Genomic DNA, 24,867 nt, shown 5'->3' on the forward strand with positions numbered 1-24,867 from the left:
CTGCTCGTCCGGGTCCAACTGCTCGTCGTCGTCCATTGCTCATCAGGAGATCCGCTCCTTCAGGTCCGTCAGCCAGCTGTCGATGACGGGGGCCGTCGTGTCGACGTGCTGCTCGACGATGGTGAAGTGGGTGCCGGGGACGGTCGCCACGGTGTCGGCGCCCTCCCAGTCGGCCTGCCATCCGGCGTCGGGTGCGATGGCCGCGTCATCGCCCATCTCGAACAGGTCCCCGGCCCGTACGAACAGCACCGGCGCCTCGATCGCGTCCTGCCGGAACTGCGGCAGCAGTTCCACGTACCGCCCCATCGCGGAGAGTTCGGCGCTGCTGAAGGAGCCCAGCGTGGCGGCCTTGTCGGGGACGGCGAACGCCATCTGGTCGAAGAGCGCGTCGTTCGTCGCGCCCATGTAGTAGGTGTCCAGCAGGACCAGCCCGGCGGGGCGCACCCCGTGGACCTGCTCCAGGCGAGCCACGGTGGCGTGCGCGAGCAGACCGCCCGAGGAGAAGCCGAGCAGGGCGAACGGCTCCCCGTCCGCGGCGCGCAGCACGGCCTCGGCGAGAACGTCCACCGCCGCGCCGAAGGACTCCGGCAGGGCCTCCCCACGCCCGAACCCGGGGGTGGGGATACCGGAGACGGGCATCGACAGCCGGGCCGCGAGCCGCGCGTGCTGGTGCACGCCGCCCGCCACGGTCGGCGTGCTGAGGCAGATCAGCCGGGGCGTCCGGGACCCCTCCGGCCGGGTGCGTGCCCCGTAGGACACCGCCGCGGGCAGTTCCGCCAGGTCGGCCGCCGAGGCGAAGGCGGGCCGCAGCGCCGCCACGGACCGCAGCATGGCCAGGCCGGGCTGGAGGTTCCCCGACATGATCGCGTCGAGGAACAGTCCGTACAGCGTGTCGTCGGCCCGGTCGGCGCCGTGCGGGGACGGTGCGTCGCCCTGCCCCCGCTCCCCCATCACGGCGCCCATCCGGTCGGCGAGCAGCCGGGCCAGCTCCAGCGGGTTCTTGCTGTCGAAGACCACCATGGCCGGCAGGGAGAGCCCGGACGCGGAGTTCAGCCGGTTGCGGAGTTCGACTGCGGTCAGCGAGTCGAATCCGGCCTCCAGGAAGCCCGCTTCGGCGTCGACCGCGCTCGCGTCGGCGTGCCCGAGGACCTCGGCCGCGTGGGTGAGCACCGCGTCGAGCACCGCCTTCTCGCGCTCGGCGCCGCCCAGCACGCGCACCTTCTCGCGCAGCGCGCCGGCCTCGGCGGCTCCGGCCGCGGCGCCGGCCCGGCGGCGCACCGCGGGGGCCAGGCCGCGCAGCAGGGCGGGCACCTCGTCGGTACGGGCCCGCAGGGCGGCCAGGTCCACCCGCAGCGGTACGAGGGCGGGGGCGTCGGCCGCGACCGCCGCGTCGAGGAGCCACAGGCCCTCCTCCTCGGACAGGGCGGGCGTCCCGCTGCGCCGCATCCGCTGGAGGTCGGCCTCGCCGAGCCACTGGCTCAGTCCGGTCTCGGTGTCCCACAGTCCGAAGGCCATCGAGGTGGCAGCCAGCCCCTGCGAGCGGCGGTGCTGGGCGAGCGCGTCGAGGAAGACGTTCGCCGCCGCGTAGTTGCCCTGTCCGGCGGCCATGACCAGGCCGCCGGCCGAGGAGAACAGGGCGAAGACGGAAAGGTCGTGACCGGCCGTCAGTTCGTGCAGGTACCAGGCCGCGTCCGCCTTCGCCCGCAGTACGGTGTCCACCTGCTCGGGGGTGAGCGCCCCGACCAGGCCGTTGTGGGCGACCCCGGCGGCGTGGACGATCCCGCGCAGCGGGTGCGCCGGGTCGATGCCGCCGATCAGCGCGGCCACGGCGGCCCGGTCGGACACGTCGCAGGCGGCGATCTCCACCCGGGCGCCGAGCGTGGCCAGTTCGTCACGGAGTCCGGCCGCGTTCGGCGCGCCGAGTCCGCGTCGGCTGGTGAGCAAGAGGTGCCGTACGCCGTGCGCGGTCACCAGGTGCCGGGCGACGAGGGCGCCCAGACCGCCGGTGCCGCCGGTGATCAGGACGGTTCCCTCGGTGTCCCAGGGCGTGTCGCCGCCCGGTGCGGCGGACCGGACGAGGCGCGGCGCGAGGACCCTGCCCTGCCGGATCGCCAGCTCGGGCTCGCCCGAGGCGAGTGCGGCGGCCAGCGTCTTCGGGGACACCTCGGCCTCCTCCAGGTCCAGCAGTACGAACCGGCCCGGGTTCTCCGCCTGCGCGGCCCGCACCAGCCCCCACACCGGGGCCTGTCGTACGTCGACCGGGTCGCCGTCGGCCACGGCCGACGCGGCCCGGGTGACCAGGACCAGCCGCGACCGCGCGAACGCCGGCTCGGCCAGCCACTGCTGTACGGCGGCCAGCGCCGTGTCCACCGCCGAGCGGACCCCGGCGGGGACCGCCTCCTCGCGGCCCGCGCCGGGCCCGGTCGCCAGGACCGGCAGCAGCACGGTGTCCGGTACCTCGTCCTGCGCCGCGCCGAGCGCGTCGAGTCCGGGAGCCACCGGAACCCCGGCCACCTCCAGGCCCGGTCCGGCGACCGTGCACGCGCCGCGCGGTCCGGAACCGCCGCCGACCGGCTGCCATTCGACGGACAGCAGCGCGTCCCGGAAGCCCCCGGTCGGCAGCTGTTCGGCGGCGACCGGCCGCAGCAGCAGCGCGGCGACGGAGGCCACCGGCGCTCCGGCCGGGTCGGCCAGGTCGAGGCGTACGGCGTTGCGCTGGCCTTCGACGGGCGCGAGCCGGACCCGTACGGCGGTGGCGGACGCGGCGTGCAGGGTGACGCCCGCCCAGGCGAAGGGAAGCAGCGCGCCCCCCGCGTCTTCCTCCGCGCCGAGCCCGCCGAAGCCGAGCGCGTGCATCGAGGCGTCGAGCAGGGCCGGGTGGAGTCCGAACCGTCCGGCGTCGGCGTGCGCCTGCTCGGGCAGTTCGATCTCGGCGTAGAGCGCGTCGTCCAGCCGCCAGGCGGCCGTCAGGCCCTGGAAGACGGGGCCGTAGCCGAACCCGCGCTCCTGGAGCCGGTCGTACAGTTCGGCCGCGTCCAGCTCGGCCGCGCCGGCGGGCGGCCAGGCGGTGAGACCGTCGCCGGGCTCGGTGGCGCCGGGCGCGAGGAAGCCGTCGGCGTGCCGGGTCCACGGCTCGTCGGGCCGGGCCTCGGGGCGCGAGTAGACCTGTACGGCGCGCCGCGCCCGGTCGTCGGGTTCGCCCACGACGACCTGGAGGGAGACGCCGCCGCGCTCGGGCAGCACGAGCGGGGCCTGGAGGGTGAGCTCCTCCAGGAGTCCGCAGCCGACGTGGTCGCCGGCCTGGAGCGCGAGCTCCACGAAGCCCGTGCCGGGGAGCAGCACGCTGCCGTGCACGGCGTGGTCGGCCACCCACGGCTGGGCGTCCAGGGAGATCCGTGCGGTGAAGGTGACCGCGTCGGAGTCGGGTGACGGCAGCACGGCCGCGAGGAGCGGGTGGTCGAGGGCGTCCTGGCCGACGGCGACGGCATCGGTGGCGGGCTTGGCGGCGTCGACCCAGTAGCGGGCGCGCTGGAAGGGATAGGTGGGCAGGTCGACGAGGCGGGCTCCGGTGCCCGCGTAGAAGGCCTCCCAGTCGACGGGTACGCCCGCCACGTACAGCTGGGCGAGAGCCGAGACCAGTGACTCGGGCTCCCCGCGGTCCTTGCGCAGGGCGGCGGCCGAGACGGCCTCCTCGGAGTCGAGGACCTGCTGGGCGAGAGCGGTGAGCACGCCGCCGGGCCCGATCTCCAGGAACCGGGTGACGCCCTGCTCCTCCAGCGTGTGGACGGCGTCGGCGAAGCGGACGGCCTCGCGGACCTGGCCGGCCCAGTAGTCGGGGGACTGCCAGGCGTCGGACAGTTCGCCGGAGACCGTGGAGACGACGGGTATGCGCGGCTCGCCGAAGCTCAACTCCCGGGCGAGGGAACGGAACTCGTCCAGCATCGGGTCCATCAGCGCCGAGTGGAAGGCGTGCGAGACGGCGAGACGGCTGGTCTTGCGGCCGGCCGCGGCGAAGTGTTCGCCGACGGCCAGGACGGCCGCCTCGACACCCGAAACCACCACGGATTCGGGTCCGTTGACGGCCGCGACCCCGACCCCGTCGGTGAGCAGCGGCAGCACGTCCTCCTCCGTCGCCTGGACTGCGAGCATCGCGCCACCGGCCGGGAGTTCCTGCATCAGACGGCCGCGCGCGACGACCAGCCGGGCCGCGTCCGCGAGGGACAGCACCCCCACGGCATGGGCGGCGGCCAGCTCGCCGATCGAATGCCCGGCCACCACGTCGGGCCGTACGCCCCACGCTTCGACGAGCCGGAACAGCGCCACCTCGAGCGCGAACAGGGCGGGCTGGGTCAGCGCGGTCGCGTTCAGCGCCTCCGCGTCCTCACCCCACACCACCTCGCGCAGCGACCGCCCGAGGTGCGGGTCGATCTCCGCGCAGACGGCGTCGAAGGCCGCCGCGAACGCCGGGAAGGACGCGTACAACTCCCGCCCCATGCCCAGCCGCTGTGCACCCTGCCCCGTGAACAGGAACGCCGTCTTTCCGGTGCGGCGCGCCAGGTCGCGGACCACGGCGGGCGCGTTGCGGTCCTGGGCCAGTGCGGTCAGGCCGCGCAGCAGCTCCGAGCGCTCCGTTCCCACGACCACGGCACGGTGGGCGAATACGGTGCGCGAGGAGACCAGCGAGAGGCCGATGTCCGCCGGCTCGCTCTCCGGTCGCTCCGTGACCCGGTCCAGCAGGCGCTCGGCCCGGGCGGCCAGGGCCTGTGGGCTCTTGGCCGACAACACCCAGGGCAGAGCGGGGAGTTCGGACCGTACGGTCGTCTCCTCGGCGCCCTCCGGCGCTTCCTCGACGATGACGTGGGCGTTCGTCCCGCTGATCCCGAAGGAGGAGACGGCGGCCCGGCGGGGCCGGTCCGCCGCCTGCCATTGCCGCGCCTCGGTGAGCAGTTCCACGCTCCCGGCCGCCCAGTCCACCTGGTCGGACGGCGCGTCCACGTGCAGGGTCTTCGGCAGGGTCCCGTGGCGCATGGCCATGACCATCTTGATGATGCCCGCGACGCCCGCGGATGCCTGGGTGTGGCCCATGTTGGACTTGATGGAGCCCAGGTACAGCGGCTGTCCCTCGGAGCGGTCCTGCCCGTACGTGGCGAGCAGCGCCTGCGCCTCGATCGGGTCGCCGAGGGTCGTACCGGTGCCGTGCGCCTCGACCGCGTCGACCTCGGCGGCCGACAGCCCCGCGTTGGCGAGGGCCTGGCGGATCACCCGCTGCTGCGAGGGGCCGTTCGGGGCGGTCAGACCGTTGGAGGCACCGTCCTGGTTCAGCGCGGACCCGCGGACGACGGCGACCACCGGGTGGCCGTTGCGCCGCGCGTCGGAGAGCCGCTCGAGCAGCAGGACGCCCGCGCCCTCGCCCCAGGCGACACCGTCGGCCGAGGCCGCGAAGGACTTGGAGCGGCCGTCGGGGGCGAGCCCGCGCTGACGGCTGAACTCGACGAACATGCCGGGCGTACCCATGACGGCGACACCGCCGGCCAGGGCCAGCGAGCACTCGCCCGACCGCAGCGCCTGCGCCGCCATGTGCAGGGCGACCAGGGAGGACGAGCAGGCCGTGTCCACGGTGACCGAGGGGCCTTCCAGGCCGAGCGTGTACGAGGTGCGGCCGGAGACGAGGCTGCCGCCGCTGCTGGCCGCGGCCTCCACGCCCAGGGCGTAGTCGTGGTACATCACGCCCGCGAACACCCCGGTCGCCGAGCCCTTGAGGGCCGCCGGGTCGATGCCGGCCCGCTCGATCGCCTCCCAGGACACCTCCAGCAGCAGCCGCTGCTGCGGATCCATCATCAGCGCCTCGTTCGGGCTGATCCCGAAGAACACCGGGTCGAACTCGGCGGCGTCGTAGAGGAATCCGCCTTCACGGGCGTACGTCCGGCCGGGTGTGCCCGGCTCCGGGTCGTAGACCTCCGGGTCCCAGCCGCGGTCGGCCGGGAACCCGCCGATGGCGTCCACGCCGCCGGCCACGAGGTCCCACAGCTCATCCGGGGTGGTCACCCCGCCCGGGTAGCGGCAGCCCATGCCGACGATCACGATCGGATCGTCCACGTCCGGACCGCCGGCGGCGGGCACGGCGCGGGCGGGTACGGGTGCGGCATGGCCGCGGCCGGCCACCTCGGCGCCGATGTGGCCGGCGACGGACTGCGCGGTCGGGTAGTCGAAGATGAGCGTGGCGGGCAGGCGCAGCCCCGTCGCCGAGCCGAGGCGGTTGCGCAGCTCCACCGCGGCGAGCGAGTCGAAGCCCAGCTCGCTGAACGCCCGCTCCGGCTCGATGGCATCCGGCGAGGCGTGCCCGAGGACACCGGCCACCTGAACCCGTACGAGGTCCAGCAGCGCGGCGGCCCGCCCGCTCGCGTCCAGCCCGGCCAGCCGCGCGGCGAGCCCCTCGGCGCCGTCCCCGGACTGCGCGGCCCGGCGTACGGGGGCACGGACGATGCCGCGCAGAAGGGCCGGGATCTCCCCGGTACGGCCGCGCAGGACGTTCGTGTCGACGCGCAGGGGTACCACGGCAGGCTGCCCCGAGCGCAGGGACAGCGAGAACAGGGCGAGGCCTTCGGCCTGGGAGAGTGCGGGCAGGCCCTGGGCCGCCATGCGCTCTTCGGCCAGGTCCAGCATGGTGGTCATGCCGGTGTTGACGCCCCACAGCCCGAAGGCCATCGAGGTCGCGGGAAGCCCTTCGGCGTGGCGGTGGGCGGCGAGTGCGTCGAGGAAGACGTTCGCCGCCGCGTAATTGCCCTGCCCGGCCGCCAGGACGAGCCCACCGGCCGAGGAGAACATCACGAACGCCGACAGATCCAAGTGCGCGGTCAGCTCGTGCAGATGCCACGCCGCATCCGCCTTCGGCCGCAGCACCGCATCCATCCGCTCAGCGGTCAGAGCACCGACCACACCGTTGTCCGCGACACCCGCCACATGCACCACACCCGACAACGGGTGCTCCAAACCATCCAACAGGGCAGCCAGCGCCTCCCGATCGGCCACGTCACACGCCACAACCGAGACCTGCGCACCCAACCCGGTGAGGTCAGAGACCAGTTCACCCACACCGGGCGTATCCGCTCCGCGCCTGCCCGCCAGCACCAGATGACGCACACCATGCTCAACCACCAGATGACGGGCCACCAGAGCACCCAGACCACCCGTACCACCCGTGATCAGAACCGACCCCGACCCACCCCACACCGGCTGCTGAGGATCCGCATCGACCGCCAGACGGGCCAGCCGCGGCACCAGCACCACACCACCACGCACCGCCAACTCCGGCTCACCCAAGCCCAGAAGAAGCCCCAACTCCACCGACCCATCGGAATCGACCAGCACGAACCGGCCCGGATTCTCCGCCTGCGCCGCACGCACCAGACCCCACACCGGAGCCTGCCGCACATCAACCACATCACCCGCCCCGACAGCCACCGCACCCCGCGTGACCACCGCCAGCACCGAGTCCTCGCGGTCGTCCGCCAGCCAGTCCTGCACCGCCGCCAAGACCCGGTTGGCCAGGGTGTGGACAGCGGCCGGAACGTCGTCGTCGGTCACCTCACACTCGAAGACGGCCGCGCCCTCGGGCAGACCCTGCGGGGCGGCCGCTGCCGGCACGGGCAGCGGGTTCCACACGATGCGGAAGAGGGAATCCGTGCCGCCGGTGCCGAGCTGCTCGGTCGAGACCGGGCGGCCGACGACGGCGCCGACCGTGGCGACCGGAGCACCCGTCGCATCGGCGACCTGCAAGGAGAGGCTCTCCGGCGTGGGCTGGGTGATCCGCACCCGTACGGCGGAGGCTCCCGCCGCGTGCAGGGTGATGTCCTTCCAGACGAAGGGCAGGACGGTCTCGTCCCCGCCGGTGCCGTTCACCAGCGCGGCGTGCATGGACGCGTCCAGCAGAGCGGGGTGCAGCCCGAACTCCCCGGCCTCGGCGTGCGCCTCTTCCGGCAGGGCGACCTCGGCATAGAGCACGTCGCCGAGCCGCCAGGCGGCCTTGAGTCCCTGGAACACCGGCCCGTAGCCGAAGCCCCGCTCGCGCAGGCCCTCGTACGCGCCGTCCAGGGACAGGGCGTCGGCGTCGGCGGGCGGCCAGGCCGCCAGGTCGAAGCCGGGGGCTTCGGCGCCTGCCGCGAGCACGCCGTCGGCGTGCAGGGTCCACGGCAGGTCAGGCCGGTCCTCGGCACGCGAGTAGACGCTCACCGAACGCCGCCCGGAGGCATCGGCGGGGCCGACGACCATCTGTACGGTGACGGCACCGCGCTCGGGAAGGATCAGCGGCGCCTGCAGCGCCAGCTCTTCCAGTACGTCGCACCCGACCTGGTCGCCCGCCCGGACCGCAAGCTCCACGAAGCCAGTGCCGGGCAGCAGGATGCTGCCCAGGACGTCGTGGTCGGCGATCCAGGGGTGGGAGCTCGCGGACAGCCGGCCGGTGAACGTGACCACGTCGGTGTCCGGGGACGGCAGCACCGCGCCGAGCAGCGGGTGCCCGGCATCGGTCAGTCCGGCCGTGGCCATGCTGCCGCCGCCGGAGCCTATCCACGAGTTGGCGAGGTACTCCTCCGTGCCGATCCAATAGCGCGTGCGCTGGAAGGCGTAGGTGGGGAGGTCGACGAGCCGGGCCCCGCTTCCGGCGAAGAAGGCCTGCCAGTCGACGGAGACCCCGGTGGTGTGCAGCTGGGCGACGGCGGTGACCAGGGTCTCGGGCTCGGGCCGGTTCTTACGGAGACCCGCGACGAGTACGGCGTCCACACTCTGCGCTGCCAGCCCGGTCAAGATGCCGTCGGGACCGATCTCCAGGAACCGGGTCACACCCTGCTGCTCCAGCGCGACCACGGCGTCGGCGAAACGGACGGCCTCCCGCACCTGCCCGACCCAGTAGTCCGGCGACTGCCACGCGTCCGACAGCTCACCGGTCACGGTTGAGACCACGGGTATGCGCGGCGTGCCGAAGCTCAACTCCGCAGCCACAGCACGGAACTCGTCCCGCATCGGATCCATCAGAGAGGAGTGGAACGCATGCGAGACAGCCAGACGGCTCGTCTTGCGACCGGCCGCCACAAAGCGCTCACCGAGCACGAGGACCGCCGCTTCAACACCCGAAACGACCACGGATTCCGGACTGTTGACCGCCGCGATCCCGACCCCGTCGGTGAGCAGCGGCAGCACTTCCTCCTCGGTGGCCTGGAGGGCGAGCATCGCGCCACCGGCAGGCAGCGCCTGCATCAGACGGCCACGCGCCACCACCAACCGGGCAGCATCCGCCAGAGACAGCACCCCCACCGCATGCGCGGCAGCCAGCTCACCAATCGAATGCCCGGCCACTACGTCGGGCTTCACACCCCACGCTTCGACCAGCCGGAACAACGCCACTTCCAACGCGAACAGCGCAGGCTGCGTGATCGCGGTCGCATTCAGAGCCTCCGCATCCTCACCCCACACCACATCCCGCAACGACCGCCCCAGCAACGGGTCGATCTCCCCACACACCGCATCGAAAGCCGCCGCGAACACCGGGAAGGCGGCGTACAACTCCCGCCCCATCCCCAACCGCTGCGCACCCTGACCCGTGAACAGGAACGCCGTCCGCCCACCCGACTGCGGCTGGCCGGTGACCACCCCGGGGTGGTCCTCTCCCGCCGCGAGAGCGGCGAGGCCGCGCTCCCGGTCGCCCACCACCACGGCCCGGTGCTCCATCGTGCTGCGCGCCGCGATGAGCGTGTGCCCGATGTCCTCGGGGCTGTAGGCGTCCACCATCTCGAGCAGGGCGCCCGCCTGGCCGGCCAGTGCCTTCGCGGACTGCGCCGACAGCACCCACGGCAGGACGGGCGGTTCCACCGCGCGCTCCGCCTCCGGCGACTGCGCGGCGGGGACCTCCTCCACGATGACGTGCGCGTTCGTCCCGCTGATGCCGAACGAGGAGATGCCCGCGCGACGCGGCCGGCCCTCGGCGCGCCATTCCCGCGCTTCGGTGAGCAGTTCCACTGCTCCCGCAGACCAGTCGATCTGATCCGACCGCTCCTCGGCATGCAGGGTCGGCGGCAACACCCCGTGCCGCATCGCCATCACCATCTTGATGATCCCCGCGACACCCGCCGCCGCCTGCGTATGCCCCATGTTGGACTTGACCGAGCCCAGCCACAGCGGCTGTCCTTCCGCCCGCCCCTGCCCGTACGTGGCCAGGAGCGCCTGCGCCTCGATCGGGTCGCCGAGGGTCGTACCGGTGCCGTGCGCCTCGACCGCGTCCACCTCGGCGGCCGACAGCCCCGCGTTGGCGAGGGCCTGGCGGATCACCCGCTGCTGCGAGGGGCCGTTGGGGGCGGTCAGACCGTTGGACGCGCCGTCCTGGTTCAGCGCCGAGCCCCGCACCGTCGCCAGTACCGGATGCCCGTTGCGCCGTGCGTCCGAGAGCCGCTCCAGCAGCAGCATGCCCGCGCCCTCACCCCAGCCCGTACCGTCCGCACCCGCCCCGAACGACTTGCACCGGCCGTCGGGGGCGAGTCCGCGCTGGCGGCTGAACTCGACGAAGACCTCCGGGGTGGCCATGACGGCGACACCGCCGGCGAGGGCCAGCGAGCACTCCCCCGACCGCAGCGCCTGCGCCGCCATGTGCAGGGCCACCAGCGACGACGAGCACGCGGTGTCGACCGTGACGGCCGGGCCCTCGAGGCCGAACACGTACGAGACGCGCCCGGAGGCGATGGCTCCGGTGCTGTTGTTGGCGGCGTAGTCGTGGTACATCATCCCGGCGTAGCAGCCGGTCATGCTGCCGCGCAGGGTCTCCGGGTCGATTCCGGCCCGCTCGAACACCTCCCAGGCCGTCTCCAGCAGCAGGAACTGCTGCGGATCCATGACGGCGGCCTCGTTGGGGCTGATCCCGAAGAAGGCCGGGTCGAATTCGCCCGCCTCGTGCAGGAATCCGCCTTCGCGGGCGTAGCTGGTGTGGGGCCGCTCGGCGGTCGGGTCGTAGATGCGGTCGAGGTCCCAGCCGCGGTTGGCCGGGAAGCCGGAGACGGCGTCCACGCCGTCCGCGACCAGCTGCCACAGGTCCTCGGGGGTGCGCACCCCGCCGGGGTAGCGGCAGGCCATGGCGACGATCACGATCGGGTCCTCGTCCGCGGCGCCGGCCCGGACCGCGGTGGGGGTTGCGGTTCCCGGCTGCCCGGTGGCTCCGTCGAGTTCGCCGAGGAGGTGCCGGGCGAGCGCGCGCGGGTTGGGGTAGTCGAAGGCGAGGGTGGCGGGCAGCCGGACGTCGGCGGCGGCGCTGACGGCGTTGCGGAACTCGACGGCGGTGAGCGAGTCGAAGCCGAGTTCGCTGAACGCCCGGTTCTCGTCGACCGCGTGCGGTCCCGGGTATCCGAGGGTGATCGCGACCTGCGTACGGACCAGGTCGAGCAGGACGGCCGTGCGCTCCTCGCGGTCCAGTCCGGCCAGCCGGCCCCGCAGCGCCCCCGCCGCCTCGGGCGCCGACGCCGCGCTCCTCCTCGCCCGTACGCGGACCAGGCCGCGGAAGAGCGGCGGCAGGGCCTCGCCCGCCTCGGCGAGCGTGTGGACGTCCAGCCGGATCGGCAGGAGGACCGGGGTGTCGACGGTCAGGGCCCGGTCGAAGAGGTCCACGCCGTACTCGGCGGTGAGCGCGCCGATGCCGGTGCGGCTCATCCGCTGGAGGTCGGCGTCGGTCAGGGCGCCGGACATGCCGCTCGCCCACAGGCCCCAGGCGAGGGACTGGGCGGGGAGACCGTGGGCGCGCCGGTGGGTGGCGAGCGCGTCGAGCAGGGCGTTCGCCGCACCGTAGTTGCCCTGCCCGGGGACGCCCAGGACTCCGGTCGCGGAGGAGAACAGCACGAAGGCCGACAGTTCCAGGCCGCGGGTCAGTTCGTGCAGGTGGAGCGCCGCGTCGGCCTTGGCGCTCAGGACGGTGTCCAGGCTTTCCGGGGTCAGCGAGGCGATGAGCGCGTCATCGAGCACCCCCGCGAGGTGGACCACGCCGGTGAGCGGCACCCCGGAGATCAGGGCGGCGAGGGCGTCGCGGTCTCCGGCGTCGCAGGCCGCGAGGGTGGCTTCGGCGCCGAGTCCGCGCAACTCGGCGCGGAGTTCCACCGCACCGGGGGCGTCCGTACCGCGCCGGGAGACCAGCAGGAGGCTCCGTACGCCGTGGGCCTCGACGAGCTGCCGGGCGACCAGCCGGCCGAGTGCGCCGGTCGCGCCGGTGACCAGGACGGTGCCGTTGCCGAAGTCGGGGCGGACGCGGCGCTCGGGGTCGTCGGTGACGCGGGTGAGGCGGGCGCCGTGGACGGTCGTACCCCGTACGAGGGTCTGGGGTTCGGCGGCGGCCACCGCGGCGGCCGCCTCCTGCGGGTCGGCGAGGTCGGTGAGGTCCGCCAGGAGGAACCGTCCCGGGTTTTCCGCCTGCGCCGAGCGCACCAGGCCCCAGACGGCCGCCCCGGCCAGGTCGGTGATGTCCTCGCCGGGCAGGGCCACGGCCCCGGAGGTCGCGACGAGGAGCCGGGAGCCGGCGTACCGCTCGTCGGCGAGCCAGCTCTGCAGGACGGCGAGCGCCCGCGCGGTGGCCTCGCGTACCGCGTCCGGGCCGGATCCGGGCCGGGAGCGCAGTATGACGTGCTCCGGTACGGGCCCGTCGGCGGGCAGGGTGTCCCAGTCGGCCACGGGGGCCGCGGGGGCGGCTGGGGCGGGGAGAACGGCCCAGTCGAGGGCGAAGAGGGATTCGTGGGCGACCGTACGGGCGGCGGCGAGCTGCTCGGCGGAGACCTCGCGCAGGACGAGGGAGTCCACGGAGAGCACGGGACGGCCGGTCTCGTCACCGACCGTCAGGGCGATGGCGCCCGCTCCGTCCGGGGCGATCCGGACCCGCAGCCGGGTGGCACCGGACGCGTGCAGCCGTACGCCGGTCCAGACGAACGGCAGCACGGGGCCCCGGGCCTCGGCGAACAGGTCGGTGAAGACGGACCCGTGCAGCGAGGCGTCCAGGAGCGCCGGGTGCAGGCCGAACGCGCCGGCGTCGGCACGGGCCCGCTCCAAGAGGGCGACCTCGGCGAACACCTCGGTGCCGGCCTCGGCGGCCCAGGCGGCGGTGAGGCCGCGGAAGACCGGGCCGTACGGGAGACCGGCGGCGGCCAGCGCCTCGTACACGCCGTCCGTCTCTATCGGGGTGGCGGCGGCGGGCGGCCAGGCGCCCAGGTCGAAGGCGGAGTCCGGGGCCGCGGCGGCCGCCAGGACGCCCGCCGCGTGCAGGGTCCAGGGCTGGTCGGGCTGGTCGTCGCGGCGCGAGTGGACGCTGACGGAGCGCCGCCCGGACGCGTCCGCGGCGCCGACCTCGACCTGGAGGGCGACCGCCCCGCGTTCGGGCAGGACGAGGGGCGCCTGGAGCATGAGCTCTTCGAGCAGTTCGCAGCCGACCTGGTCGCCGGCGCGGACGGCCAGTTCCACGAAGCCGGTGCCGGGGAAGACCACGGAGTCGCCGACGAGGTGGTCGGCGAGCCAGGGCTGAGCCGATACCGAGACCCGGCCCGTCAGGACCACCCCGCCGGAGTCGGCGAGGGAGACGACGGCGCCGAGCAGCGGGTGCCCGGCGGCGGCCAGTCCGGCTGCCGAAAGGTCGCCGAGGGCGCCGGTGCCCTCGACCCAGTAGCGGGTGCGCTGGAAGGCGTAGGTGGGCAGGGCGACGATCCGGGCTCCGGTTCCGGAGTGGAACGCCTCCCAGTCGACGGCCGCGCCGGAGGTGTGGAGCTGGGCGACGGCGGCGATCAGGGCCTCGGGCTCGGGGCGGTTCCGGCGCAGGGCCGGTACGAGGACCGCCTGCTCGGAGTCGGCGGTCTGCTGGGCGAGTCCGGTGAGGATGCCGTCGGGGCCGATCTCCAGGAAGCGGGTGACGCCCTCGTGCTCCAGGGTGTGGACGGTGTCGGCGAAGCGGACGGCCTCGCGGACCTGGGAGACCCAGTAGCCCGGGGACTGCCAGTCCGCGCCGGGCCGGTCGCCGGTCACGGTGGAGACGGCCGCGATCCGCGGTTCGTCGTACGTCAACTCACGGGCGATGGCTCGGAATTCGTCGAGCATCGGGTCCATCAGCGCCGAGTGGAAGGCGTGCGAGACGGCGAGGCGGCTGGTCTTGCGACCGGTGGCCGTGAACTGCTCGCCGAGCGCGAGGACGGCCGCTTCGACGCCCGAGACGACGACGGAACCGGGCCCGTTGACCGCCGCGATGCCCACCTCGTCGGTGAGCAGCGGCAGGACCTCTTCCTCCGTCGCCTGGACGGCGAGCATCGCGCCACCAGCGGGCAGCGCCTGCATCAGACGGCCACGCGCCACCACCAGCCGGGCCGCGTCCGCCAGGGACAGCACGCCGACGGCGTGGGCGGCGGCCAGCTCGCCGATCGAGTGACCGGCGACCACATCGGGGGTGATCCCCCAGGCTTCGACGAGCCGGAACAGCGCCACCTCGAGCGCGAACAGGGCGGGCTGGGTGAGCGCGGTCGCGTTCAGCGCCTCCGCGTCCTCACCCCACACCACCTCGCGCAGCGACCGCCCGAGGTGCGGGTCGATCTCCGCGCAGACGGCGTCGAAGGCCGCCGCGAACACTGGAAAGGCTTCGTACAACTCCCGTCCCATGCCCAGTCGTTGGGCGCCCTGGCCGGTGAACAGGAAGGCCGTCGAGCCCTTGGTCAGCACGCCGCGCACCACACCCGGGTGCGGCTGTCCGTCGGCCAGCGCGGCGAGAGCGGCGAGAGCGGCGAGAGCGGCGTCCCGGCCGTCCGCCAGGACGACCGCGCGGTGGTCGAGCGCCGCGCGGCTGGTGGCCAGCGAGTAGGCCAGGTCCCTGGGGTCCAGCTCCGGAGAGGCCGTGACGTGGGCGTGCACCCGGCTCGCCTGAGCGGCGAGCGCCTCGGCGTCCCGGCCGGAGACCGGCCACGGCAGTACGGCGGGCAGCGACAGCGGAAGCGGCACGGCGTCAGCGGCAGGCGCATCCCCCGCCTGGCCCGCCTCGGCCGGCTCCTCGGCGGGTGCTTCCTCCAGGATGACGTGGGCGTTGGTGCCGCTGACCCCGAACGCCGAGACTCCGGCCCGTCGGGGCCGGTCCTCGCCGCGCTCCCACTCCCGGGATTCGGACAGCAGCCGGACCCGGCCCGCGGACCAGTCGACGTGGCTCGAGGGTTCGTCCACGTGCAGGGTCTGCGGGAGCACGCCGTTGCGCAGGGCCATGACCATCTTGATGATGCTGCCGACACCGGCGGCGGCCTGCGCGTGCCCGATGTTGGACTTGATGGAGCCCAGCCACAGCGGCCGGTCTTCGGGGCGGTCCTGCCCGTAGGTGGCGAGCAGTGCCTGCGCCTCGATCGGGTCGCCGAGGGTGGTCCCGGTGCCGTGGCCCTCGACCACGTCGACCTGGGTCGCGGGGATGCGGGCGTTGGCGAGCGCCTGGCGGATGACCCGCTGCTGGGCGCGGCCGTTGGGGGCGGTCAGGCCGTTGCTGGCGCCGTCCTGGTTGACGGCGCTGCCGCGTACGACGGCCAGTACGGGGTGGCCGTTGCGGCGGGCGTCCGCCAGCCGTTCGAGTACGAGCATGCCCGCGCCCTCGGACCAGCCGGTGCCGTCGGCGGCCTCTGCGAAGGCCTTGCAGCGGCCGTCGGGGGCGAGGCCGCGCTGGCGGCTGAACGCGATGAACGGCGAGGGGGTGGACATCACCATGACGCCGCCGGCGAGGGCCAGCGAGCATTCGCGCTGTCTGAGCGCCTGGGCTGCCAGGTGGAGCGAGACGAGCGAGGAGGAGCACGCCGTGTCGACGGTCACGGCCGGGCCTTCCAGGCCCAGGGTGTAGGAGATCCGGCCGGAGATGACGGCGGCCGCGTTGGCGGTGGTCATGTAGGCCTCGGCGACCTCGCCGGCCGCGCCGATCAGGTACTCGTAGTCCTGGATGCCGGAGCCCGCGAACACGCCGACCGGCTTGCCGCGCAGGGACACCGGGTCGATGCCGGCCCGCTCGATCGCCTCCCAGGACACCTCGAGCAGCAGCCGCTGCTGCGGGTCCATGGTCAGTGCCTCGTTGGGGCTGATCCCGAAGAAGCCCGCGTCGAAGCCGGCGACGTCGTGGACGAAGCCGCCCTCGTGGACGTAGCTGCTGCCGGACTCGGCGGTCTCCGGCTCCTCGCCTCGCAGCCCGTCGAGGTCCCAGCCGCGGTCCGTGGGGAAGGTGGTGATGGCGTCCCGGCCCTCGGCCACGAGCCGCCACAGGTCGTCCGGGGTGCTGATGCCTCCCGGGTAGCGGCAGCTCATCGCGACGATGGCGATGGGCTCGTGGTCCTGGTTCTCGACCTCCTGAAGCCTGCGGCGGGTCTGGTGCAGATCCGCCGTGACCCGCTTGAGGTAGTCGAGAAGCCTTGCGTCGTCATTGGACATCTTGGTCCCACCGAGTCCTTGTTCATGCCGTGAGGTCGAGTCGGGTCGGGTCGCGGTTGGCCCGCGTCGCGGATCGGGCCGCGGATCGGGCCGCGGATCAGGTCCCGCGCGGTCGGTCAGGTGAGGCCGAGTTCCTTGTCGATGAAGGCGAAGACGTCGGCGGCGGAGGCGGATTCGAGCTGGTCGCCCACGGCCTGCACGCCGGTCGTCGCTTCGAGGGTTCCGGTCAGCCTTGCCAGCAGGCTCTGCAGGCGGGCGGTGATGCGGGTGGCCTCGATCTCCTCGGCGGCGAGGGTCGCCGCGGTCGCTTCGAGGCGGTCCAGCTGGGCGAGCACGGGCAGTTCACCGGCTCCGGCGTCCTGGCAGAGCTCGGACCACAGGTGGGCCGCGAGCGCCCCCGGGCCGGGGTGGTCGTAGACCATGCTGGTGGGCAGGGGGCGGCCGGTGGCCGCGACCAGCCTCGTCCGCAGGTCGACGGCGGCGACGGAGTCGAAGCCGAGGTCGGTGAAGCCGCGGTCGGCGGGGACCTCGGCCGGGTCCTCGTAGCCGAGCAGGGCGGCCACGTGCGTACGGACCAGGTCGAGGAGGGCCGCCCGCTGCGCGGCCTGGGGCAGCCCGGCCAGGGTGTCCGCGAGGCCGGTGCCCGCCCCGCCGCCGCCCGGTACCGGGTCGGTGTCGAGGGCGGCCCGCGCCTCGGGCAGTGCGTCGAGGAGCGGGCGCGGGCGGGCGAGTGCGTAGGTGGGCGCGAAGCGTTCCCAGTCGAACTCGGCGACCACGGCGTGCGGGGCGCCGCCCGCCAGGATGCGGCGCAGCGCGCCGACGGCCCGTTCGGGGCGCATCGCGGGTGCTCCGATGCGCCGCATGACGGCGGCCAGTTCGGCGTCGACCATGCCGCCGTCCCAGGAGCCCCAGGCCACGGAGGTGGCGGCGAGGCCGCGGGCGCGGCGGTGGGCGGCGAGGCCGTCGAGGCAGGCGTTGGCGCTGCCGTAGGCGGACTGTCCGGCGCTGCCCCATACGGCGGCACCGGAGGAGAAGAGGACGAAGGCGTCCAGCGGGGTGTCCGCGAGGAGTTCGTCGAGGTGCCGGGCGCCGAGGACCTTGGCGGAGGCCACCTCGGCGAGGTCCGCGAGGGTCAGTTCGGTCAGGGGGGCGATGCGCTGCGGGAGTCCGGCCGCGTGGATGACGGCGGTGAGGTCCGGGAGTCCGGCGAGGAGGGTGCGTACGGCTTCGCGGTCGGCGATGTCACAGGCCTCGACGGAGACCCGTACGCCCGACTCGCGTATTTCGTCGGCCAGTTCGCGGGCGCCGGGGGTGTCCGGTCCGCGGCGGCCGACGAGGACGACGTGGTCCGCGCCGTCGGCGGCGAGCATCCGGGCGACGTGCGCGCCGAGTCCGCCGGTGCCGCCGGTGACCAGGACCGTGCCGCGCGGCCGCCACGGTCCCGCCGGGTCGGGGTGCGCGGGGCGCACCATGCGGCGGGCGTACGTGCCTTCGGGGCGGACGGCGACCTGGTCCTCTCCGGTGGCTCCGGAGAGGGTGTCGCACACGCGCAGTGCGACCCGTTCGGCCGCGGCGCCGGCGACGGTGTCGGCCGGTTCGGCCTCGTCGTCGGCCGGGAGGTCGACGAGGCCGCCCCAGGTGCCCGGAGTCTCCAGGGCCAGGGCCGCCCCGAGGCCCCAGACGGCCGTCTGTGCGGGCCGGGACACCAGGTCGGCGTCGTCCGTGGCCACCGCCCCTTGGGTGAGACACCACACGGGGGCGGTGGATTCCCACTCGGCCAGCTCCTGGAGCAGGGCGACGGTGTCGGCGAGGCCCTGGGAGAGCGCGGGGTGGTCAGGGTGCGGGGTGTCGTCCAGCGCGAGCAGGCTCAGCACCCCGGCGGGGGCCGCCGGGAGGGCCTCCGGGAGTACGGGGCGCCGCGCGCCGCCGGTCTCCCGCAGTACGGGCGCCGCGCCGCGCGTGCTGAGCGCGTCGGCCAGCAGGGCGGCCAGGGGGCCCTGGCCGGCGGTGTGGAGGACGAGCCAGTCGCCGTCGAGCGGGGCGGCGGGCGTGGGGTCGGCGACCGGCGCCCAGGCGACGCGGTAGCGCAGCGCGTCCACGGCGGCGGTCTCGCGGCGGCCGGCCCGCCAGGTGGTGAGCGCGGGCAGGACGGGGGCGAGGGCGGCGGGGTCGAGGCCGAGCCGCTCGGCGAGTCCCGCGGAGTCCTCGCGCTCGACGGCGTCCCAGAACTGCGACTCCCCGGGGTCGGCGGCGGACCCGGTGGTGGCCTGCGGATCGGGCTGCTGCGCCCAGTAGTTCCTTCGCTGGAAGGCGTAGGTGGGCAGGTCCACGCGGTGCGGGCGGGGTCCGGCCGCCGCCTCGAAGTAGGCGGCCCAGTCGACGTGGACACCGCGGGTGTGGGCGAGGGCCACGGCGCCGGCCAGCTCGCGGTCCTCGGGGCGGCCGCGGCGCAGGGCGGCGGTGAACACCGGCCCCTCCACTCCTTCCGTACCTTCACCGAGGCAGTCGGGACCGAGCGGGGTGAGCGCGGCGTCGGGGCCAAGTTCCAGGAAGGTGTGGACGCCCTTGTCCGCGAGCAGCCGCACGGCGTCGGCGAAGCGGACGCTCGCGCGGACGTGGCGTACCCAGTAGTCGGCGGAGGCCAGGTCGTCCGCGCCGGCGAGCTCTCCGGTGACGGTGGAGACGATGGGTATCCGGGCGGTTCCGTAGGCGATCGTCTCGGCGACGGCGCGGAACCCGGCGAGCATCGGCTCCATCAGCGGCGAGTGGAAGGCGTGCGAGACGGCGAGCCGCTTGGTCTTGCGCCCCAGGGCGCTGAAGTGTTCGGCGATGGCCAGGGCGCCGGTCTCGTCGCCCGAAATCACCACGGCGCGGGGCCCGTTGAGCGCGGCGATCCCGGTGGTCGCGGTGAGCAGCGGCTCCACCTCGTCCTCGGCCGCCTCCAGCGCGACCATCGCGCCGCCCTGCGGGAGGTCGCGCATCAGCCGGCCGCGGGCGGCGACCAGCCGGGCGGCGTCGGGAAGCGTGAGGACTCCGCTGACATGGGCGGCGGCCAGTTCGCCGATGGAGTGGCCGGCGAGGAAGTCGGGGCGGATGCCCCAGGATTCGATGAGCCGGTACAGGGCCACTTCGAAGGCGAAGAGGGCGGGTTGGGCGCGGCCGGTGTCGGCGAGCGGTTCGCCGTCCTCGCCCCACATGGTGTCGCGCAGGGGCGTGTCGAGGTGTGCGTCGAGGGCGGCGACCGCCTCGTCGAAGGCGTGCGCGAACACCGGGTGGGCGGCGTGCAGTTCACGCCCCATGCCGGGCCGCTGGGCGCCCTGGCCGGTGAACAGGACGGCCGACAGGGCGTCGGGCCGGGCGGCGCCGGTGACGGTGCCGGGTGCGGGCAGGGCGGGGTCGGCGGCGAGCGCGCGCAGGGACCGGGTCAGGTCGGTGCGGCTGGCGGCGACGACCACGGCGCGGTGTTCGAGCGCGGCGCGGGTGGTGGCGAGGGACCAGGCGGTGTCGGCGAGGGGGTGGAGCGGGTGGGCGTCCACGTGGTCGGCGAGGCGGGCCGCCTGCGCGCCGAGGGCCTCCGGCCTCCGGGCCGATACGAGGAACGGCAGGTGGCGGGGGGTGTCCTGGACCGAGCTGTCGGATGCCGGCGCCTCGGGTGCCGGCGCCTCGGGGTTCGGCGGCTCGGGGTTCGGCGGCTCCTCCACGATGACGTGGACGTTCGTACCGCTGAGACCGAACGACGACACCCCGGCGCGCTTGGCCCGGCCGCGGTCGGGCCAGGCGATCGGCTCGGTCAGCAGCCGTACGCTTCCCGCGCTCCAGTCGACGTTGGGACTCGGCGCGTCGACGTGCAGGGTCCGCGGCAGCACTCCGTGGTGCATGGCCAGCACCATCTTGATGACTCCGCCGATCCCGGCGGCGGCCTGGGCGTGGCCGATGTTCGACTTGAACGATCCCAGCCACAGCGGCTGGTCGGCGGGCCGCTCCCGGCCGTAGGCGGCGATGAGGGCCTGTGCCTCGATGGGGTCGCCGAGGGTGGTTCCGGTGCCGTGCGCCTCGACGGCGTCCACGTCGGTGGCGGTCAGCCGCCCGGAGGCGAGCGCCTGCTGGATGACCCGCTGCTGGGAGGGTCCGTTGGGGGCGGTGAGGCCGTTGGAGGCGCCGTCGGAGTTCATCGCCGAGCCGCGGATGACGGCCAGGACCGGGTGGCCGAGGCGGCGGGCCTCGGAGAGCCGCTCGACGAGAACCATGCCCGCGCCCTCGGACCAGGTGGTGCCGTCGGCTGCCGCCGCGAAGGACTTGCAGCGGCCGTCGGGGGCCAGGCCCCGGTCCTGGCTGAAGCCGACGAAGGAGTCCGGGCTCGCCATCACGGTCACCCCGCCGGCGAGGGCCAGCGTGCACTCGCCGGTCCGTACCGACTGGACGGCGAGGTGGAGGGCGACCAGGGAGGAGGAGCAGGCGGTGTCCACGGTGACGGCGGGGCCCTCCAGGCCCAGGGAGTACGCCACGCGCCCGGAGGCGACGCTGGCCAGACCGCCGGTCCCGCCGCCGCCCGGATAGTCGTGGTACACCACACCGGCGAACACGCCGGTCCGGCTGCCCTTGAGCGAGGTGGGGTCGATGCCGGCCCGCTCGATCGCCTCCCAGGACACCTCCAGCAGCAGCCGCTGCTGCGGGTCGGTGTCGCGGGCCTCGCGCGGGCTGATCTTGAAGAAGTCGGCGTCGAACTCGCCCGCGTCGTGCAGGAAGCCGCCTTCCCGGCAGTACGTCTTCCCGGGCGTGCCCGGCTCCGGGTCGTAGAGGGCGTCCATGTCCCAGCCGCGGCCGTCCGGGAAGAGCGAGACGGCGTCCCGGCCGGAGTCCACCAGCTGCCAGAGGTCATCGGGGGATGCGATACCGCCCGGGAAGCGGCATCCCATCGCGACGATGGCGACGGGCTCGTGCTGCTGCTCCTCGGCCTCCCGCAACTGGCGCCGGGTGCGCTGGAGTTCCGTGGTGGCGCGCTTGAGATAGTCCCGGAGCTTCTCGTCGTTGCTCATCGAACCTCAACCAATCTAGAGCTGATCGCTGGCTAGGAGATGCCGAATTCGCTGTCGAGCACGTCGAACAGCTCCTCGTCGGTGACCGTTTCGAAGTCGGGGCCGTCCTCCGCCGGTCCTGGGGCGGCGCCGCCCCGGGCGTCGCGCCAGCGGCGTACGACGGCCTCCAGCCGGGCGGTGATGGCATCCGCGCGGGCGCCGATGACCTCGGTGTCGCCGCCGGAGGCGGGGAACCCGGCGAGCACGGCCTCGATGCGGTCGAGTTCGGCCAGCGCGGCCGCGGCCGGGTCACCGCCGGCGGGCTCGGCCGCCATCCGCTCGCCGAGGAAGGCAGCGGCGGCCCGGGGCGTCGGGTAGTCGAAGATCAGGGTGGCGGGCAGATCGCATCCGCTCGCCGCGGTGAGCCGCTTGCGCAGTTCCACGGCGGCCAGTGAATCGAATCCCATGTCGCGGAAGGCGAGATCGGCTTCCACGGCGGCGCTGGAGGGGTACCCGAGGACCGTCGCGACATGTGTCCGCACCAGTGCCAGCAGGACCCGCGCGCCCTCGGCGGCGCCCACCCCGTCGAGCTGGGCCCGCAGCGCCTCGGCGGCCTCCCGGGACTCCGCGGCCGAGGGGACCTCGTGGCCGGCCGGGGCCAGGGGGATCGGGCCGCCGGAGGGACCGGCGGCGTCGACCCAGTAGCGGGCGCGCTGGAAGGGATAGGTGGGCAGGTCGACGAGCCGGGCCCCGGTGCCCGCGTAGTACGCCTCCCAGTTCACGCGCGCGCCGTCCGCGTGGAGCTGGGCCAGGGCCGCGATCAGCGCCTCGGGCTCGGCACGGTTCCTGCGCAGGGCCGGTACGAGCACCGCGTGCGCGGAATCCTCGCTCTCGAGGCTCTGACTGGCGAGACCGGTCAGGATCCCGTCGGGGCCGATCTCCAGGAACCGGGTCACGCCCTCGTGCTCCAGCGCGCGGACGGCGTCGGCGAAGCGGACGGCCTCGCGGACCTGGGAGACCCAGTATTCGGGGGACTGCCAGTCGGCGCCCGCGCGGTCGGCGGTCACCGTGGAGACGGCCGCGATACGCGGTTCTGTGTATGTCAACTCCAGTGCTATGGCACGGAGTTCGTCCAGCATCGGATCCATCAGGGAGGAGTGGAAGGCGTGGGACACGGCGAGCCGGCTGGTCTTTCGACCGGCCGCGGAGAAGTGCTCGCCGACTGCCAGGACGGCTGCCTCCGCACCCGAGACGACCACGGACTCGGGCCCGTTGACGGCCGCGATGCCGACGCCCTCGGTGAGCTGCGGCAGCACCTCGCTCTCGGTCGCTTGGACGGCGAGCATGGCGCCACCGGCCGGGAGTTCCTGCATCAGCCGGCCGCGGGCGACGACCAGCCGGGCCGCGTCCGCCAGGGACAGCACGCCGGCCACGTGCGCGGCGGCCAGCTCGCCGATCGAGTGACCGGCGACGAGGTCAGGCGTGATTCCCCAGGTCTCCACCAGGCGGAACAGGGCGACTTCGAGTGCGAACAGGGCGGGCTGGGTGAGGGCGGTCGCGTTCAGCACCTCCGGGTCCTCACCCCACACCACATCCCGCAGCGACCGCCCGAGGTGCACGTCGATCGCCGCGCACACGGCGTCGAATGCCACCGCGAACACCGGGAAGGCTTCGTACAACTCCCGCCCCATGCCGAGCCGTTGCGCTCCCTGGCCGGTGAACAGGAACGCCGTCCGGCCGCCGCGCCGGATCCGGCCGGTGACCACCCCTGGGTGGGCCTCGCCCGCCGCGAGGGCGGCGAGCCCGCTCCCGGGGTCGCCCACGAGCACCGCGCGGTGGGCGAAGAGGGTGCGCGAGACGGCCAGGGAGAGCCCGATGTCCGCCGCATCGGCATCGGGCTCCGCCGTGACCCGGCCCAGCAGGCGCTCTGCCTGAGCGGCGAGCGCCTGCTGGGACTTGGCCGACAACACCCAGGGAGTCACGGGGAGTCCGGCCCGCACAGCCGCCTCCCGGGCGCCCTCCGGCGCCTCCTCGATGATCACGTGGGCGTTGGTCCCGCTGATGCCGAACGAGGACACCCCGGCGCGCCGCACCGCACCGGATGCCACCCAGGGACGCGCCTCGGTGAGCAGTTCCACCGCTCCGGCCGACCAGTCCACCTGGTCCGAGGGCTCGTCCACGTGCAGGGTGGGCGGCAGTACTCCGTGCCGCATGGCCATCACCATCTTGATGACGCCCGCGACACCCGCCGCCGCCTGGCTGTGCCCCATGTTCGACTTGATGGACCCCAGGTACAGCGGCTGCCCCTCGGGGCGTTCCTGTCCGTAGGTCTCCAGCAGGGCCTGGGCCTCGATCGGGTCGCCGAGGGTGGTGCCGGTGCCGTGCGCCTCCACGGCGTCGACCTCGGCCGCCGACAGACCGGCATCGGCGAGGGCCCTGCGGATCACGCGCTGCTGGGCGGGACCGTTCGGGGCGGTCAAACCGTTGGAGGCGCCGTCCTGGTTCAGCGCCGAGCCGCGGACGATGCCGAGGACGGGATGCCCGTTGCGCCGCGCGTCCGAGAGCCGCTCCAGCAGCAGGACGCCCGCGCCCTCCGAGCACGCGACGCCGTCCGCCGAGGAGGCGAAGGACTTCGAGCGGCCGTCGGCGGCCAGCCCCTGCTGGGTGCTGAAGTAGACGAACATGTCGGGGGTGGACATCACCGTGACCCCGCCGGCCAGCGCCAGGTCACACTCCCCCGACCGCAGCGCCTGGGCCGCCATGTGCAGGGCGACCAGGGAGGAGGAGCAGGCCGTGTCCACGCTCACGGCCGGGCCCTCGAGGCCCAGCGTGTAGGCGACCCGGCCGGAGACCACGCTGCCCGCGGTGGTGCTCCCGGGCTCCCGGCCCAGGGCGTAGTCGTGGTACATCACGCCCGCGAACACCCCGGTCGCACTGCCCTTGAGGGTGGTGGGGTCGATGCCGGCCCGCTCGATCGCCTCCCAGGACACCTCGAGCAGCAGCCGCTGCTGAGGGTCCGTCATCAGCGCCTCGTTGGGGCTGATCCCGAAGAACACCGGGTCGAACTCGGCTGCGTCATAGAGGAATCCGCCCTGCTGCGCGTACGTCTTCCCGGGGGTGCCCGGCTCGGGGTCGTAGACCTCCGGGTCCCACCCGCGGTCGGCCGGGAAGCCGCCGATGGCGTCCACGCCGTCGCCGACGAGCCGCCACAACTCCTCCGGGGTCGTCACGCCGCCCGGGTAGCGGCAGCCCATGCCGACGATCACGACCGGGTCGCCGTGGCGTCCGGGCCGGCGCTCGGCCTCGGCGAGGCGGCGGCGGGCGTCGCGCAGGTCGGATGTGGCCCGCTTCAGATACTCGAGAAGCCGCTCCTCGTTGCTCACCGAGATCTACTCCCTCTGGTCGGACCGTCCGT

The 24,867-nt window shown here is 74.2% G+C and carries 3 protein-coding genes; all 3 read right to left on the minus strand.

Going from position 1 to position 24,867, the window contains the following annotated elements:
• Positions 1 to 42: 42 nt before the first annotated feature.
• The 3 genes from JIW86_RS11115 to JIW86_RS11125 all read right to left on the minus strand — a co-directional run bounded on the left by JIW86_RS11115 (position 43) and on the right by JIW86_RS11125 (position 24,835).
• A complete protein-coding gene (locus JIW86_RS11115) occupies positions 43 to 16,437 on the minus strand; it encodes a type I polyketide synthase (protein WP_257553609.1) in 16,395 nt (5,464 codons plus the stop codon).
• 116 nt (positions 16,438 to 16,553) lie between these two features.
• Positions 16,554 to 21,473: a type I polyketide synthase gene (locus tag JIW86_RS11120; protein WP_257553610.1), complete on the minus strand. Its 4,920-nt coding sequence runs from the start codon at positions 21,471 to 21,473 to the stop codon at positions 16,554 to 16,556.
• Between the two features lie 32 nt (positions 21,474 to 21,505).
• Positions 21,506 to 24,835 carry a type I polyketide synthase gene (locus JIW86_RS11125; protein WP_257553611.1) on the minus strand — a complete coding sequence of 1,110 codons (3,330 nt, stop codon included), beginning with the start codon at positions 24,833 to 24,835 and terminating at the stop codon, positions 21,506 to 21,508.
• Between the last annotated feature and the right edge of the window lie 32 nt (positions 24,836 to 24,867).

The organism is Streptomyces sp. NBC_00162, assembly GCF_024611995.1.
Lineage (GTDB): Bacteria > Actinomycetota > Actinomycetes > Streptomycetales > Streptomycetaceae > Streptomyces.